The sequence below is a fragment of the Micromonospora sp. DT63 genome (assembly GCF_049841615.1).
Classification (GTDB): Bacteria; Actinomycetota; Actinomycetes; order Mycobacteriales; family Micromonosporaceae; genus Micromonospora.
Genome location: NZ_JBNCKQ010000012.1, coordinates 1 through 15,875 on the forward strand (window position 1 = coordinate 1; position 15,875 = coordinate 15,875).

The following is a 15,875-nucleotide window of genomic DNA, read 5'->3' on the forward strand; positions in this document are numbered from 1 at the left end:
CGTCGTTGAACACGGTGATGGTGCGGGTCACCGTGGCGTTGCGGGCGTAGCTGGGTACCGCCTGCGGTAGTGGGAAGCTGCCGTTGGAGTCCGAATTGCCGGAGGCGGACCAGTACGGGAGGTCGACCGCGGCCACCGGGTTGAACGCCGCCTGCACACGCTGGATCTGCGGGTTGCTCCACGGGTCGGGCAGGTTGTCCGCACCGTAGATGGGGTGACCACCCTCCTCCGGGGTGAAGTCGGTGCTCCGCACGCCGGGCACGACGCTGGCCCAGGCGGACAGCAGCGTGTACGGACGCAGGTCGGTGGCGCCCTTGCCGCGCTTGGCCAGGGTCGCCGTGGCGAACCACTCGAAGCCCTGCTTGTTGTTGCACGCCGGCCAGATGTACTCGCCCTCGCCGTCGGGCCGCCCGTTCACGGTGATCAGGCCCTCCCCGTACCTGCCGAAGCCGTCGACGTAGTGCGGGACCACCGCGAAGTTGGCGTACGTCATCCCGGGATACAGGCTGACATTCCCGCCGACGCCCACCTCGGCGATGATCGGCCGGGTGCCGTCGGCGCCGTTCATCGCCGCGTACAGCTCCTTCTCGAACTGTTCGGAATCCTGGCCGCTCTGGTTCGGCTCGTTGTTCTGACTCCAGCGGATGATCGCGGGGTGGTTGCGGTCGCGCAGGACCAGCGCACGGGCGTGGTTGACCATGTTGTCGTGCCCGACGGACTCCTTCCACTCCTGCGAGGACTGGGAGCCGCGAATCGCGACCTCGTCGATGATCATCAGGCCCATCTCGTCGGCGACGTCCAACATGTACGGGCTTCCGGGCTCCTGGTGGATGCGCACCACGTTGTAGTTCAGCCGCTGGTAGTTGTCCACCGCCTGCGGCCAGCCGCCGTTGCCGGACGACGGGGGCAGGAAGCCGGGCAGGGTGTGGTACGCGTCGCCCTTGCCGCCGTTGTTGATCCGGTCATAGTCGGCACCCTGGAGGTTGTCGCCGCGGAAGTTCACCCGCACGCCGTTGAGGTAGTAGTAGTCACCGTTCTGGGTGGCCTCCCGGAACCCGAATCGGTACTCGGCGTCGCTCGTCCGGCCGTCGTCGGTGGCGGCACGCACCGTCAGCCCGTGCAGCTGCGCCCGGTACCCCGACCGGTACGGCACGTTGGGCCACCAGTACGAGGTGCTGTCGAGGTTCCACGCGACCGGCCCGACGGTCACGGTCACGGTCGAGCGGGCCGCCACGGTGACCGTACGGCTGGGCAGTTCCGGGTAGCTGAAGGCCGTTCCGTTCTTGGACGCCAGCGACCCGGTCAACGTCACCGACCGGGAACTGCCCGACGTGTTGCGCACCGTCACGTCGTAGGTCAGCGTCTTGTTCGCCACCGACGTACGCACGAATGTATCGCTGACGTACACCGCCGGGTACACCCGCAGGAACGCGGACCCGAAGATCCCCTGCGGTACCGCCTCGGACCACGTGGCGGCGTCGGGCACCAGGTACCGGCCGTTGGATGCCTTCAACGCGCCGCGGCCCTTCACGTTCACGGTGATCGTGTGGGTGGTGCCGGGCGCCGCGTAGGCGCTGATGTCGAAGTTCGACGGGGTGAACGCCGTCGTCTGGGTCGCGACCACGCGGCCGTCGACCGACAGTGTCGCCTGGTGGTTGACGGCGCCGAACTCGATCCAGGTCGACTGCGGCTGCCCCGAGTCCGGCACCGTGATGCTGCGCGAGTACACCGCCTCGGTCACGTCGGTGAAGCCCTGCTTGTACCAGCCACCACCAGGCACCGCGATCGAGGTCGTTCCCCGACCCGCGGGCGTGAAGGCCCACGTCCCGGCCAGATCGACCGAGGCGATCGCGCCGTTACCGGCCGCCACACCATCAAGTCCGGCGGCCGCGACACTCTGCGTCACGACCGGCGCGGCCAGGGCCGGCCCCGGGGTCGCCAGGGTCAGGCCACCCAGCGTCAGAGGCAGGCCGAGCGCCACAGTCGCGGCCAGCCCTCTGGCCAACGCCGACAATCGGCCACCCCAGTGGACGTTCGTGTGATGCACGGTTACCTCCTGTGACTCATCCGCCAGCTCTGCAACACCGGTTCAGGGCATGGACTCAAGGCCGATGCACGAATCGATTCGACAAGTCTGCCGGCGTCGCCGACCACCCGGGAAGGATGGTTGCGGCCCGAATACATAGATATGCATTAATGGGTGCATCGAGCGTGAAGTCAAGGTTTCAGGACGGTTACTTCCTGCTCCTGACGCCTCGCAAGCTCCGAGTGGCCGCCGACGAGTACGACCCTTCCGGAGTGCTAGGGCATCGCGCTCAGACATTCCGTGTCGCCGGCCCACCGACGCTGCGCTGATCGAGTAGCGAACCGATTCGCCCCCGTGACCCCCGGCCGCGTGACACGCTGAAGGCGTGGCCGGCACTGTGGCCCTCGGCGACGTCGGCGGGCGGCGCGGCCTGACTTGTTCGGTTCGAAACGGAAGTTAGGGTGTTGGTGAGGAACGTGCTTCGCCAGCGTCACGGGCGGGTTACGGGCTCTTGATGGCGGGTGTCTGACTGCGTAGACATGACTACGCAATCATACAGGACTATGGCCGACGATGGGAGCTGCCGTGACGCGACTGGCGAGGCCGGGTGGAAGCCCTCCGACGCCGCGCAGCGTGGACGTCGCGCGGCTGGCCGGCGTTTCCCAGAAGACGGTGTCCAGGGTCCTCAACGACGAGCCGTATGTCTCGGCCGACGTGCGCCGGCGGGTCCTGGACGCCGCCGAGGAGCTCGGCTACCGGCGCAACCAGGCGGCCCGGGCGCTGGCGTCCGGGCGGACCCGGTCGATCGGCGTGGTGACGCTCGGCAGCGCCTTGTACGGGCCGGCGTCGTGGCTCATGGGCATCGAGCGGGCGGTCCGGGAGGTGGGCTACACGCTGCGGTTGGCCGACACGATCGAGGGCGACCCGGGCGGCATCGCGAGCGCCCTGGCGTCGCTGCTGGACCAGGGCGTGGACGGCGTCGTCATCTCCGAGCCGATCGACGAGGGCGTCGGCCTCATCAGCGTCGACGTGCCGGTCCTGGTCCTCGGCGCGCCGCCCACCTTCGCCGCGCCGCAGGTGGTGACCGCCAGGGTCGGCGCGGGCCGGCTCGCGCGGGCCGCGACCGAGCACCTGCTGGAGCTGGGGCACGCGACCGTCCATCACCTGGCCGGCCCGCAGCGGTGGTATTCGGCACGGGACCGTCTCGCCGGCTGGCGCGAGGCGCTGCGAGCCCATGGCGCGGACGAGCCGCCGGTCGTCGAGGGCGACTGGTCGGCCACGTCCGGCTACGCGGCGGGCCGGGAACTGGCCGGCGATGGCACCGTGACCGCGGTGTTCGCCGCGAACGACGACATGGCGATCGGTCTCATCCGCGCGCAGCTCGAGGCCGGGCGCCGCGTGCCCGAGGACATCAGCGTCGTCGGATTCGACGACATCCCGGTCGCCGCCTACGTCACTCCCCCGCTCACCACCGTGCGGCAGCGGTTCGACGAGGTCGCGCGGCAGGGCCTCGCGCTGCTGGTACAGGTCATCGAGAAGCCGGACGTCGAGCTTCCACCGGCGGCCGACCAACCGGTCGAGCTCGTCGTCCGCGCCTCGACGGCGCCACCACCGCCCCGGCCGATCCCGGGACCTGGCCGCCGGGAGATTCCCCATGCCCACGGTGGCCCGCACGGTCAGCCCGCCGGCAGCGAAGTCCCATCCACCCGGCCCTGATCAGCGTCGAACTGTCCACCTACGGCGGCACGTCACCCGAGGCCCGCACCGGCCGTCGCTGAGGAGCGGCGCCATCCAGGGTTCGAATTCGATCGAGGGCTACCAGGTGCCTCTGGACGACGCCGCCGCGGCCGTCGCCGGCGACGAACCGGTAGAGACCAACCCGCAAACCTGGGAGGTCATCACCGGCTACCGCGACGCCCTGACCTACGTGCAACAACTCGCCCGCTCACGCGAGTTCACCTGGCAGCAAACGTGTCCGAGACACGGCCCGTTGCCCCACCGCCGATAACGCTCAGTGCGATTCTGAAGCTCGCACAAGCCTAGCCGTGGTGGTGACCTCCGAAGAGGTCACCACCACGGACCCGCTGGTCACGGTGCCTGCGGCGGGATCGCACCAGGTAGTCAGCGACGGTGGATGGGAACTCCCGGCCTACAGGTCGGCCTTCGTCACGCGGGAGGACTCGTACGTCGTAGAGGCCTGAGGGAGGCCCGGCACGGTGGAGACGTCCTTGACGAGCATGCCGGTCGTGGCGTCGATGGTCAGCACCTCGCTGCCCTCGCCGCCGAACACCTCGGGGCCGGCGGTGATCGTCAGTGTGGCCTTGCCGTGGGTGGTCGAGTTCTTGACGCTGACCGCGGAGATGGTGGACAGCAGACGCAGCACACCGGCCCGGACCTGCGTGTTGCCGTCGCCAGCGGACAGTGCTTCGGTGCTGTACGTCCACAGGGCGTTGTCGAAGTGCCGCTGAACGGCCTGGGGGCTGTACGGCTTCGGCTCGGCGTTACCGCCCTTCTGCCTGATGATCACCTGGGCATCCGCCTGCTGCTTGTCCCACACCGCCTTCTGCGCTGCGGGGTCAAGGCCCACCAGCGGATCGTTGGCTGCCTTGAGCATCTGGGTCCGGCCATCGGCCGGGCTGCTGTCCGCTGCGGCGACGGCCGCCTTGAGGAGCGGAGCGTAGCCACCGTCCGTCATCTGGTCCTGGTGACGGGCGATCGCACGCTTGATGTCCTTCACGCTGTTGCCCGTATAGATCGCGTGACCGTCGGTGTACAGCGTGTAGACGACCTGCATGGTCTTGGTGCCGTTGACCTGCGTCGCCTTCACCAGCCACGCGTCGCCCCCCGACGGGGTGACCGTCTTGATGGACCCGGCCAAGATCATCAGCGGCGCGGGCTCGGCGGACCCGTTGACGGTGGTCGAGCCCGAGGCGGCGGCCGCCGAATCGTTGCCGGCCTCCGTGTCCCCGGTCGCCGACAAGTTGAGCACCACAGCGACAGCTGCCGCGGCGGCGGTAACCGCAACTCCGGCACCGATGCCCAATCGACCCGCGATACCGATCCTGCGGCGGCGCTGAAGCGCCGGGCTGGATTCGTGGTCCCGCGTGGTTGTCGTCGTTTCCATGGTTGAAGTCGCCTCCATAGTTGTGTCTTCCGCTGATATCGCGCCCAGCAGCCGCACGGTTCCGGGGTCGGCCATAGCCGCCCGCAGCACCGCCCGCGCCCGCTGATACGCCTCCGGGCGCAGTGGTTCTGCGCTGCCCAACGCACCGACCAGATCAAGCTCGTCGGTCATCGGTGTCTCTCCTTCGCGCTGTTGCGGTCCTTCAGAAGCGCGGACACCCCCGGGGCGTCGCGCAATGCCGCCCTGGCCTGGCTCAGCAACCGCCGCGCGGTGCCGGCCGGTATGCCGAGGGCCCGCGCGGCGTCGGCTGCGGTCAGGTCCTCCCAGGCGACGAGCCTCAGGACCTCCCGCTCTTCGGGTTTGAGCCGCGTCAGGGCCGACCGGAGCACCGCCCGGGCGTCCACGCCGAGGTCCACCGCCGACCACGGATCCCATCCAGTAGCCACGTCCGGCACGTCCGCCACCAGGTCCTCGGTCGGCCGGGATCGCCAGTAGCGCCGCAAGCGATTCAATGCCACGCCGTACAGCCACGGCCGCGCATCGTCGTACGACCGGTCGTACGATCGCCGCGACTCGAACGCCGCAACCCAAACCTCGCCCAGGAGGTCCTCAGCCGCATCCCGCCCAGCCCGGCGAACGAGGTACGAACCGACGGCGGCCTCATGACGCTCGACCACCTCTACGAAGGCGTCGACATCGCCATCCAGCGACCGGCCTATCAAATCCGCATCCGAAGCCATGGCCCTCCTCGGCAAAGTTCGCGCTTCACCCTGACATTGCCGATCAGGCGGGAAAGTGTTCAGGCGCCGAGGGCCGACGGCAAGCGGTCGCCCAATAGCGACCTCTCGGCGGCATGAGCGGCTGCGACGCTGTCAGCGTGGGGCCCAAGCGTGGGGCCCAGGCCAGGGCCGGGAGTCGAAGCTGGGAGGTAGCGGCAGCGAGGCTCCCAGCCCACATCGGCAGTCTCCCCGCCGTTTCAGGGCTGGATCTGGTTCTCGATGGGGCTGCCAGGGGCGCCGAGACTTGCGGCTCGCCCGATTCTGGCGCGGCGACCGGGCCAACCGATCCGAGACCGCCCGACGAGCGGCCCTACCCGCCTGGCTCTTACGCCTGCAATCACCACCGCCATCACACCGCAAGCGGCGGCCCACTCGGGACACTCGCTGCTGCCGATGCACGGCTGAGCAAGTATGCGGACACTCACGGTCAGCGGGAGAACGCTACCCTCGCAGTCCACCGAGCGGGGAGGGGCCAGCATGGCGGCGCTGGTCGAGCACACCGAGCTGTACGTCAATGTCGACTATCGACTGTTCGCGATGATCGACGACAGCAACGACCGGCGCAACGTTCCACCCGCACCGCACGAGCTCGATCAATGGGTCAGCTCGGCGCCGGGCTTCGTGGTGGTCGAGAACATCGACGACGCCGTGGTGCTGGGTAGCGACACCCGGCTGGAGACCTGGGACGGGCCGGCCGACTTCGATCCGGGCGGCTGGGACCGCAGCCACGTGCTCGAGGTGGTCTTCGAGTCGGGCATCCTCGGGTTCGCCAGCGGCACGGCCGGCGGCATCGCCGACGCCTACCGCCTACCGCCGGGCCGCCGATGGCGCGTACGGCTGGCCTGGCGCACCGAGGCACCACCCGCTCCGGACGAGCTGCCGACCGCGTCGGTCCTCATCCAGTTCAGCCCCGCCTGAGCGGCCGGGCCGACACTTCGCGGTCGGGCGTGTCTGTCCCGTGAGTTCGGCAACACCCACGGGGACGCCGACTCTCGGCGCTACTCAACGCTCGCAGCGGGCAGGCACCCACCGGCTGCGGGCCCGGGCGACCGTGGTCACGGAGATCCGGCGGCGCACGATCAGTGCCGCGACGCGCCCCTGGCCAAGGCCAGAATGCTGGCCGTCGGCACGGGGTTCAGCGGCGGCGCCTCCCGCCTGGCGCACCCGCGGCGGGGTGCTTCCCGTACCGGGGGTCCCACGCGTTCTGATCGAGTGGCGCAGGCGGGGCCAGGGTGTCTCGGCCGTACAGGTCGGGTCGTCGATGGAAACGTCCGAACCGCAGAGGCCCGCAGACACGAGTCCGTCCGGCTGCACGAGCGGCTGGCAGTGCCCGGACCGTCGGTAGCGAGTTGCAGATGCCTCGAAAACCGACGCTGTCCGTGTTCATCACATGACTTCAAGTGATGACGGCCAAAGTTACGCTGCCCTGACGTGCGCGAGCGAACGAGCTTTGCCGATTCCGGAGGTGCCACCACGATGGACAGCCGAGTAGCACGTCCCGCGACTCTCCTGTTGGCGGCGCTGTGCGCACTGTTGCTGCTCGGCGTCGACGCGGTGCTGGGTACGGTCGCGCCGGTCCGCGCCGGTAACGCCGCCGCGACAGTCAGCGGCACTCTGACCGAACGGTCCGGCCGACCGGCCGGCCAGGTCAGGGTCACCCTCGCGCCGGACTCCGGCGCCGAGCATCCGACCTACTCGACCACCACGGACCGGGCCGGCCGGTGGCGGGTGTCCGGCGTGTCGGCCGGGCGCTACCGGATCACCAACCAACTGCCCGGCGTGTTCCGGCCCCGCTACTACCCGAGCCGGCTCGGGTTCCCTTGGGGAGCTGTGACCGTGCCGACCCGTGGCCGGCTCGTCGTCGACGACGTGCTTCCTCCGGCCGGTCGGATCCGGTTCGTCGCGGCCGACGCGGCCACCGGCGCCGAGGTGCGGAACTTCTGTGTGCAGGACCCGATGGAACTCGGCCTCATCTGCACCAGCCCCACCGGGACCTTCCCGAACGGGTACGTCGACCTGGAGGTGCCGCCCGGCCACTACCGATTCACCGGCGCCGCGAACGACGGCGTACACGAGGGCGGGATGGTCGAGGCGACCGCGGTCGCCGGGCGGGTGACCCACGCGACGCTGCCGGTCCAGCCACCCGGTAACGAACTGCGCGTGACACTGCGAGACCGGGCGACCGGCACGCCGGTGCCCAACGCGGGAATCATCGCCATCTCGGTGGACAAGCGGTTCCCCGACATCTATGACGCCAACGAGATCTCCGACGAGAACGGGGTGGTGCGGTTCCACAGCCTCCACCCGGACCGGTACAACCTCTGGGCCGGCGGCTCGGCCGAGGGGCACGGCGCGCAGTGGGTCGGCCCGAGCGGTGGCACCGGCGACCGGACCAAGGCACTGACGGTCGCGCCAGGGCCCGGGATCACCACGCTGCCCGACATCCTGTTGGACCGGGCTGGGTCGATCACCGGGTCGATCACCGACGCGGTCACCGGCCAGCCGGTGTCGGTGACCGTCGCGCTGACGACCTACGATCCGTTCTGGTACGAGACCACCCGGAAGGTTCCCGGCGACGGCTCGTACACCTTCAGCGGGCTCGGCCCGTACGAGTGGTCACTGGCGTTCATCCCACCGGGCAACGGCGGCGCCAACAGCGTCTACGCCACCCAGTGGTCCGGTGGGGCGCCGAACAGCGTCAAGGCGACCCGGATCAAGGTCGTCGCAGGCGGCACCACCGTGGCGAACGAGCGGATGAGCGCCGGCACCGCCATCTCCGGCCAAGCCAACGGCCTCCCGGTGTACGGCTACGGCTACCCGGTCCACGTCTACAACGCCGACACCGGCGACATCGTCGCGGTCGACGAGAACGTCGAGGACGGCCGGTACGACGCCCGACTCGTGCCCGGCCAGCGGGTCCGGCTCTGCCTGCACCCCGACCGCTGCTACCCGGACTACGTCCGGCAGGTCGACGCGTCCGCCATCCGGGTGGGCACCTCGCCGTTCACCGTCAACTTTCCCGGCCGGCGGAGCTGAGCCGGGACGAGCACCGGCGCCGCCCGCGCACCCCGGTCCGGGCCGGGTCAGCGTTCATTGCCGACTTCCGCCAAGCGAGTGCGCAGGTCGGCAAGCTGGGACAACGTGTAGGCGCAGGTAGGGGTGGGTGCAGTTGAGGACCTCGGCCGGCGTAGGGCCGCAGGCGACCCCGATCTGCTCGTGGCACGCATCTGGGTGGAGTCCGCGCCAGCGTTGCCACCCGGCGCAACCGGGTCGGTCCGCTTGGCCCACTGTCCCCCGCCCTCTGGCGTGACCCGCGGCCGGGCATGACGATTACCATGCACGAGGGCCGGCCCGCGGTAGGAACGGCAACCGTCATCGAGGCATCGAATGCGCGTTGACATCAGCACGACCGGCGCAGGGTTGCTGGACCGTCGAAGTGCCTGGCAAGATCCGGACACGATCGGAGGAATCGAGTCCTCCGTCCGCCGGTGAGCGTGACACCCGAGCCTGGACCCGCCTCTGCTGATGTAGTCCGTTTCGCGGAACAATAGTTGACGTTGACCGTTGCCGATCTTCCGGTCGGGATCTCCGGCCTGTCGACCAGTGGCACCGCGACGGTCACCGCCACTCGCGCCCAGCTGCTTGCCTGACCTCCCGAGGCGCTCTGCCGCCCGGCAGCGCACCGCAAGCCGTTCAGCTGATTCGGCCGACTGAGGTCGGGAGGCCGGCGAACAGCCCAGCCTCTGTCCATATCGACTTCCGCCAGCGCTACCGAGGCCCCCACCTGCTTAAACGCAGGTCGGGGCCTCGGTATATATCGGGCCGCGGCAGACGATCCGAACTACGCCTTGACCCTGACCTGGTGGTTCTCGCAGGCAGAGGTCATCCGCGGAACAGCTTGAGCCAACTGGGCACGGTAGAAGTCACCACCGGGGCCGGTGTTGCGAGCATCTTGCACCCTCTCCACCAAGCCCGCCGCAGTTACGCCAGCGGACTTCAAGTCATCGTGAGCCGAGCGTTCGAACAGGGCGCCCAGCCGCTGAACCTCGTCGGCCGGCACAACCTTCCCTTGTTCTGCCCGAACCAGCACCCCAGCCGACCGACACCCCGTCAATCCCGGATCCTCATCCCCACGGTTAGCGAACTGCCAATAAGCTGCTCCGCCGCCTAGCAGGGCCAGGAGCACGACAGACCCGGCCGCCACCCAAACCCATCGACGCGAAGACGTGGAGCCAGCGGAGGAACCGGTGTCGGTTTGGGAGTCGACCACGCCAAATCTCGTTTCTCGTCAACAAAGGGGTCGGTAAGGTACCACCCGCCGAGCGCCCAAGGCCGCGACTGCCCATACGTAGTGCAGTCCGTACGAACAGGTGATCAAAGTGGGACCTCCGCGCTGGTGCCCAGTTGGTCGCCGAAGCGCAGATCAGCTCCAGGTTCAGCGATGGTGCCGATAGGGATCGCAGGCCCGACGCATTCGGGCCGCAGCAGGCCAGCAGGACGCCCCAGCCCGAAAGGAACCACTGCACACCCGCAGGCTCGGTCAACGCGGCATCGACGGCGCCGGCCGGGACCACAGCGGTCAGCGACGCGACCGCCTGCTCGCTGCGACGCCGGCTACCGATGATGTCGGCGCTGCTAACGCCTGAGGTCACCCAGGTGCTGCCGGTGACATGCTTCGACGCTGGCGTCGGCGCGCGATCTCACGCTTGCCCCGAGCCCGAGGAGCGGCACTTCCTCCATCGGTAAACCCAGCCGAGGCCATAGCTCCGCCAACCGCGCCCAATGCCCCCTCGCCAAAGGGCCCTGGCTGCTCGACGTATCCCAGGGCGACCAAGAGTCCGGCTCCTGTCGCCATGACGCCCGCAGCCATCAACGCAAGGTAGAGAAGTAGACGGGCACGCACTTTGTCAGTAGAGCAGGCCATCACAACCTGCACCGCGAGCTGCCGCCGGCCTTCAAGCAGTGGCCTTGCTGGATCTGCTTCGCCGATCCTCGATGTCGTCAAGCCGATCTCTCGCCGTGATCGGTAAGTGACCGTCGGTGCTCACGCTGATTGGATGCGACGGACAGGGCTGCTGGGAGTGATCTGCACGTTGGTGCTGGCCGGGCTGACAGGCTGCAGCCCAGCCACCGAGGGTGCGGTCGGGGTACGGCTGGACGCCGACGGCCGGCTGGTCGGGGTTTTCGACTGGTGCCACGGCGGGACCGACAAAATTGCCCTTTTTCTCGGCCAGGACGACGGCTCGGTCGGCGACGGCGTGATCGATCTCGAGCGGGGTCCTGGCCGGGCCCGCGCCGCAGAGGAAATCACGCTACTCGACCCGGGAGCCGGCTGGCAGACGACGCCGGCTCCGTCCGGTTTAGACGACCACAGGATCTACGATTTGCGCGCGTGGAACAGAGGTGGCGGCACAGTGGATGATTTCCCGTTCCGGATCAGCGAACTGCGCGGTCGGACCGGCTCCGCCGTGATCCTCAGCAAGCGGTGGGAGGGCGAGGCGCGCGGCGGCTTCGTCGCCGCGTTCTACACGCCCGAGGACTTCGCTCGCTACGCGGACGAGGTGTGCGACGGCTGACGGTGCGGCTGCTGCCCGTTCTTCGCCCGATCGCGACTGCTGTGGGCTGACGCTGAGCATCGCCGCTAGGCTGTTCGGCTCGTCGGCTGCGGTCGCTCGCTGTCTTGCACGTCGGCTCGGGTGTGGATGTACGGCTGGTTGTGCCAACGGCACGAGAGTCACGGGTGGCTGTCGATGACGACGGCGAATTCCTTTGGGTAACGCTCCAAGTCCTCAAGGTCGATCCAGTCCTCGCCTGACCGGATTTGGCGAAATCGGAACGCGGCAGTGGTGTCGTTGGCCAGGATGGAGCGCCGCCAGGTGTCGGGAGTCACCGCCGTTTGCACCTCGGCTGCAACGCAGTACTTGAAGAGGTACCGGAGGGGACGGGTGGGATGTCGGTACACGGGTCTGCGGTGACGTAGACGATGACTTCGTAATCGCGAATGTAGTCGGTGTACCCGTGATGCACGATCGCGCCGTCGAAGACGTCATCCAACGCCTGGATTAGCCGCGCGATCTCCATGCCCCGTTTTATCACCGCCGGACTCTGCCCCCGTGAGGCGGTCGGGCACCGGTCGATGGCGACCCTGGTCTTAGGAGAGCCAACGGGTACAAGTCGAACTCAGCACGCCCGCCGCCCGAAGCCGTACCAGCCCTGGGGAGTGAGAAAACCGACCAACTGCCCGCCCTCGCTCGGAGATCGACTGGGCTAGGCTTCCGCGACATCTTCTTGATCAGAGGAGCACCATGGCGACGATCCGCCGCAACGGGAGCGCCCGGATAGCCGCCGCAGCACTGTCGCTAGCCGCAGCAGCAACACTCCTGCTGTCAACCGCATGCACTGCACTAGCACCTACCGTGCCGGCACCGGCCAGCACGCCATCGCCTCGCCAGCTGCAAACACCAGAAACCCTCCTCGGGAAGCCCAAGAATATGAGCCGAGGTCTGACTAACAGACCAATCTCGCTGATCGAGAAGCTAAAGCAGGAGGTGGGAACACCCACCAGCGCGGTCGCCTGGGCGTACGGGGGTGAGACCGAAACCGCCGACGCGGTGCTCGTCACCGGCGCGTCGGGAACCGTCGATGACCCGGCAGCAACCCTCAAACGCATACTCACCCTCTACGGACGCGTCGAGACCAAGGCGGTTGACACAGGCCAATTCGGAGGAGAAGCCCGCTGCGGGAAAGGACGCGGGGAACGCGGCGGCTACATGACCATCTGCGGCTGGGCGGACAGTCAAACGGCCGGGCTCGTTGTCTTCGTCTCCGACCTCCCACAGGGCGACCCCACCGTCAACTTCCTCACCGCGCGAAGTGAGCTCGAACGCCGGACCACCTAACCTCAAGAGCCCACCCCGCGTTAACCCACAAACGGGTCTGCTGCACGAACAAATGAAAGTGTCAGTCACGCGGCCTAACTGGCTGGTCTGGTCCTGATGGTCTCGCAGCTCGATAGGGTCAACCGGAACCGGTCTGTTGCGTTGCTCGTGCCCAGGGATCGACGCAGGCTTGACGGGTGCAGCGGTCGAGTCTTCGTCGTCCCTGGTCGCCGCCGAAGTCGGCGTTCACCGGGTTCCGGTTCCCCGCGGGGGTGACCGTCGTGGCGGTCCGCTGGTACCTGCGCTACAACCTCTCCTACCGGGACGTGGAGGAACTCCTGGCTGAGCGCGGTGTCGAGGTCGACCACGTCACCATGTTCCGGTGGGCGCAACGGTTCACCCCGCTGCTGGCCGACGCTGCCCGGTTCGCCCGCCACTCCCCGGAAGGTGTCGTCCGCCCGGAAGGGCTGGTCAGGGCATTGCGCGTGGGATCGGCGTCTCAGATGACGGAACCGTGGCGGAGTCCGTCAAGCTTATTCGCGACGCTCCACATCGACCTGCTGCACGCCTGCAGACGTGGCCTCAGGCGAACCGAGACGCCTGCCGGCGCCAGCCATCCCCGGAGGCGGAAACGCCTGACCACTTCGACCTCTACTGGGAGTCACAGCGGTGAAGAAGCGGGGGGCTGGCCGGGAACGTCCCGAGCGCCGGTATCGGATCTCGCAGCTTGCAGACGGGTTCTGTCGCAACCTGCTGGTCGGCGCGCGTCGGCGCACATGTGCCGACGATCCGGTCCGGCAGCTCGGCTCAGAAACCGAAAGATCCTGGCCCGGGGATGCTTCGATGGGGAGGCTCTGGGGTCCTTGTGGACAGTTCGTCGGCTGGATTCGGCGGGTGAACCTGCGGCGGCGCTGGGCTCGGCGGTATGTACGGCTTCGGCGCCTCGCTGCGATTGACGAAGATGGGGGTGACGGCGCTCTTCGGGCCGATGGACACTCCGTCGATGTCCCGGACGATCAGGGTCTGGCCCGGCTCGGGAATCGGCAGGCGGACGCTGTGGGGATTGGTGAGGGTGATCGGCAGGTTGCGCATCGTGCGCTGCAGGTCTTCGCGGAAGGTGCTGAAATCACCGACGGTGCCGGAACGTGGGCAGAGATAGTCGGCCAGGCTCCTGGCCAGTGCGCGGTCGTTGTTCAGGAGATTTTGGGCCGCCGGGACGTCGGTCACGCAGCATTTGAAAGTGTTCCGCTGGGTGTTGCCGTTGCCGACCTGCAATCCTTCGACGGAGAAGACCCGCTCGAGGAAGCTGGGCGGTCGGCTCGTGGCCGAAAGCACCAGCGGCTTCGCCTTGACCGCCCAGCCCGAGATCCGTTGGAGCGACTCGACGAAATCGGTGCGTCGCGCCGCGTTGGTCGGGTCGGCCAGCAGCGCGGTCCGGGCGGCCTTGACTTCGAGACGAGACAGCACCCGCTCAAGGTCGAGGCTCGGCGTCGGGCCGCGGACTTCGAAGCGGTTGATCTGAACGTTGTGGTGGCCGACCTGGGCGCCCCGGGTCCGTTCAAACTTGATCGCAGGCGGAAGGCACTCCCGCAGCGCTGGCGCCGGCTCCTCGGCGGGTCTGGCCGGCGGTGGCACGTCGGTCTTCGCCAGGTTGACGCTCTGCAGCGCCGCCCGCAGCACTGGCAGCAGCGGCTGGGCGACCAGGTGGCGCCCCGGCGCGTTCAGGTGGCCACCGGCCGCCTGAAGCACGCCGTCGGTCTCCTCGAACTGCGTGGTCACGCGGGCGAACAAAGTCGCGGGAGCGGCGGTACCGGCGAGGCTCTCGAGCGCATCGGCGTCCAGGAGGCGCAGGACGAGCTGAGCTTTGGCCGTCACCACGGTGAGTTTCAGGACTGCCATGCCGGCGAGCAACCGCTGCCATTCAACCGTGGACTGTGCCGCATGATCGACGGTCGCGATCTGGATCCCGTCGACTGAACCGGACGCCCATATCTCGTCGACCGGTTCGTCGCCGCCGGACCAGGTCATCCGCCGCCGCGCCACCAGACGGCCGGTGGTGCCGGTGCGGAGCCAATAGAGGGTAACGTCGATGCGGTTGGTCATCGGTCTCCCCCTGGTCCGTACCACTCCTCCACGTCATCCGTGGTCGCCCGGCCGGCCTCGATCAACCGCACCACGTCGGCCCGAAGATCGTCGTCGCGGCTCTTCGCCGCATCGAGCGATGCGGCCACCCGGTCGAGCGCCAGGCGGGTCGCCCGTATCCACATCGCCAGGCCAAGTGCGGCGATGATCACGACGAGGGTGAGGACAAGGGCAAGCCATGCCAGCCCGCGCCCAGCGTCCCGGCCCGGCGGGCCTTTGACCAGGATGGGAACGACCGACGGGGCAAGCGCCGGAGTCGCCGAGACACTCGTGAGGCCCTGCAACTCGGCGGCCGCCTCGGTGTCGCTGTGGTCGATGGCCAGGGCGGCCCGGAACGACGCGGTGGCGGCCGGGAGCTGTCCCGCCCGCCGCGCGGCGCGGCCTTTGGCGACGTAGGCGCTGGCCTTCGCTCGCAGCTCGCCGACGTGCTTGAGGCCGTCGTCGGCGCAATCGCCCTCGTCCGAGCGCTCCGCGGTGGCGTAGGCGTCCGCCGCCTGAGTTAGCTGCGCTGACTTGACCAGGCCGTCCGCGTAGTCGCAGAGGGGGGTGGCTCGCGAGCATGAAGCAATAGCCGCCGACAACAGGAGCAGCGGAACTAGAGCACTCAGACGCCGCAACCAGCCTCCCTACACGGTAGTCATGCGTACACACAAGGTAGTGATCGATGGCCATAGCTGGCAATGCCAGCCGTAGGTCGCAGCCCGCCGGGGCCCGTGAGTACGGCGTGCCGCTCGGCGACCGGCAGCGCGGTCAGCTCGGCGCGGGCGCGCAGCATGCTCAGCTTGGCCGGAATCTCCGTCTGCCGCCCGCGCGCTTCGGCGTGGGCGTAGTCGAACAGCGCCCGCTGCCGCTCGGGGGCGCTGGCGAGCCAGCTGTCCGGCGAGCCGTCGAAGTCGGCCGGCGGTTCGAGCACGTCGGCGTACGTC

The 15,875-nt window shown here is 68.6% G+C and carries 11 protein-coding genes and 2 pseudogenes; 6 read left to right on the top strand and 7 right to left on the bottom strand.

Features of this window, described 5'->3' with window-relative positions; all coding sequences use genetic code 11:
- A partial coding sequence (locus ACLQ27_RS30080; RefSeq protein WP_425869890.1) for a glycoside hydrolase family 2 TIM barrel-domain containing protein occupies nucleotides 1-2,047 on the bottom strand: 2,047 nt, incomplete at its 3' end.
- Nucleotides 2,048-2,611: 564 nt separating this feature from the next.
- Here ACLQ27_RS30080 and ACLQ27_RS30085 point away from each other — a divergent pair.
- Nucleotides 2,612-3,742, top strand: a complete 1,131-nt coding sequence (locus ACLQ27_RS30085) for a LacI family DNA-binding transcriptional regulator (protein WP_357493157.1) — start codon at nucleotides 2,612-2,614, stop codon at nucleotides 3,740-3,742.
- A gap of 433 nt (nucleotides 3,743-4,175) precedes the next feature.
- Here the strand turns inward: ACLQ27_RS30085 and ACLQ27_RS30090 are convergent, their stop codons facing one another.
- Together ACLQ27_RS30090 and ACLQ27_RS30095 are read right to left on the bottom strand one after the other, a co-directional pair.
- Complete coding sequence (locus ACLQ27_RS30090; protein ID WP_357574301.1) at nucleotides 4,176-5,321, bottom strand: hypothetical protein; 1,146 nt, start codon at nucleotides 5,319-5,321, stop codon at nucleotides 4,176-4,178.
- The gene (locus ACLQ27_RS30095) at nucleotides 5,318-5,890 is read right to left on the bottom strand and encodes an RNA polymerase sigma factor (RefSeq protein ID WP_357574302.1); all 573 of its coding nucleotides are present in this window, start codon (nucleotides 5,888-5,890) and stop codon (nucleotides 5,318-5,320) included. The genes ACLQ27_RS30090 and ACLQ27_RS30095 overlap by 4 nt, the downstream gene beginning before the upstream one ends.
- A gap of 516 nt (nucleotides 5,891-6,406) precedes the next feature.
- On the opposite strand from ACLQ27_RS30095, the gene ACLQ27_RS30100 reads away from it, so the two are divergent.
- From ACLQ27_RS30100 to ACLQ27_RS30110, 3 genes are all read left to right on the top strand, one after another.
- Nucleotides 6,407-6,847, top strand: a complete 441-nt coding sequence (locus tag ACLQ27_RS30100; RefSeq protein WP_357493161.1) for a hypothetical protein — start codon at nucleotides 6,407-6,409, stop codon at nucleotides 6,845-6,847.
- Between the two features lie 558 nt (nucleotides 6,848-7,405).
- Nucleotides 7,406-8,965, top strand: coding sequence for a carboxypeptidase regulatory-like domain-containing protein (locus ACLQ27_RS30105; RefSeq protein ID WP_425869893.1), 1,560 nt, complete (start codon nucleotides 7,406-7,408; stop codon nucleotides 8,963-8,965).
- A gap of 2,021 nt (nucleotides 8,966-10,986) precedes the next feature.
- Nucleotides 10,987-11,505 (top strand): hypothetical protein, encoded by a 519-nt coding sequence (locus ACLQ27_RS30110; RefSeq protein WP_357493165.1) that lies wholly within the window; start codon nucleotides 10,987-10,989, stop codon nucleotides 11,503-11,505.
- 284 nt (nucleotides 11,506-11,789) lie between these two features.
- On the opposite strand, the pseudogene ACLQ27_RS30115 reads toward ACLQ27_RS30110, so the two are convergent.
- Nucleotides 11,790-12,010, bottom strand: a pseudogene (locus ACLQ27_RS30115) (HalD/BesD family halogenase); the annotation flags it as partial.
- Nucleotides 12,011-12,234: 224 nt separating this feature from the next.
- On the opposite strand from ACLQ27_RS30115, the gene ACLQ27_RS30120 reads away from it, so the two are divergent.
- Both ACLQ27_RS30120 and ACLQ27_RS30125 read left to right on the top strand, forming a co-directional pair.
- Complete coding sequence (locus ACLQ27_RS30120) at nucleotides 12,235-12,828, top strand: hypothetical protein (RefSeq protein WP_357493169.1); 594 nt, start codon at nucleotides 12,235-12,237, stop codon at nucleotides 12,826-12,828.
- Nucleotides 12,829-13,079: 251 nt separating this feature from the next.
- Nucleotides 13,080-13,194 (top strand): annotated as a pseudogene (locus tag ACLQ27_RS30125) (IS6 family transposase); the annotation flags it as partial.
- Between the two features lie 420 nt (nucleotides 13,195-13,614).
- On the opposite strand, the gene ACLQ27_RS30130 reads toward ACLQ27_RS30125, so the two are convergent.
- The 3 genes from ACLQ27_RS30130 to ACLQ27_RS30140 are packed head-to-tail and all read right to left on the bottom strand — an operon-like array spanning nucleotide 13,615 to nucleotide 15,862.
- Nucleotides 13,615-14,910, bottom strand: coding sequence for a hypothetical protein (locus ACLQ27_RS30130; RefSeq protein ID WP_357574306.1), 1,296 nt, complete (start codon nucleotides 14,908-14,910; stop codon nucleotides 13,615-13,617).
- The gene (locus ACLQ27_RS30135) at nucleotides 14,907-15,566 is read right to left on the bottom strand and encodes a hypothetical protein (protein ID WP_425869895.1); all 660 of its coding nucleotides are present in this window, start codon (nucleotides 15,564-15,566) and stop codon (nucleotides 14,907-14,909) included. Before ACLQ27_RS30135 ends, ACLQ27_RS30130 begins: the two co-directional genes overlap by 4 nt.
- Before the next feature lie 20 nt (nucleotides 15,567-15,586).
- Nucleotides 15,587-15,862: a hypothetical protein gene (locus ACLQ27_RS30140; protein WP_357493174.1), complete on the bottom strand. Its 276-nt coding sequence runs from the start codon at nucleotides 15,860-15,862 to the stop codon at nucleotides 15,587-15,589.
- Nucleotides 15,863-15,875 lie beyond the last annotated feature (13 nt).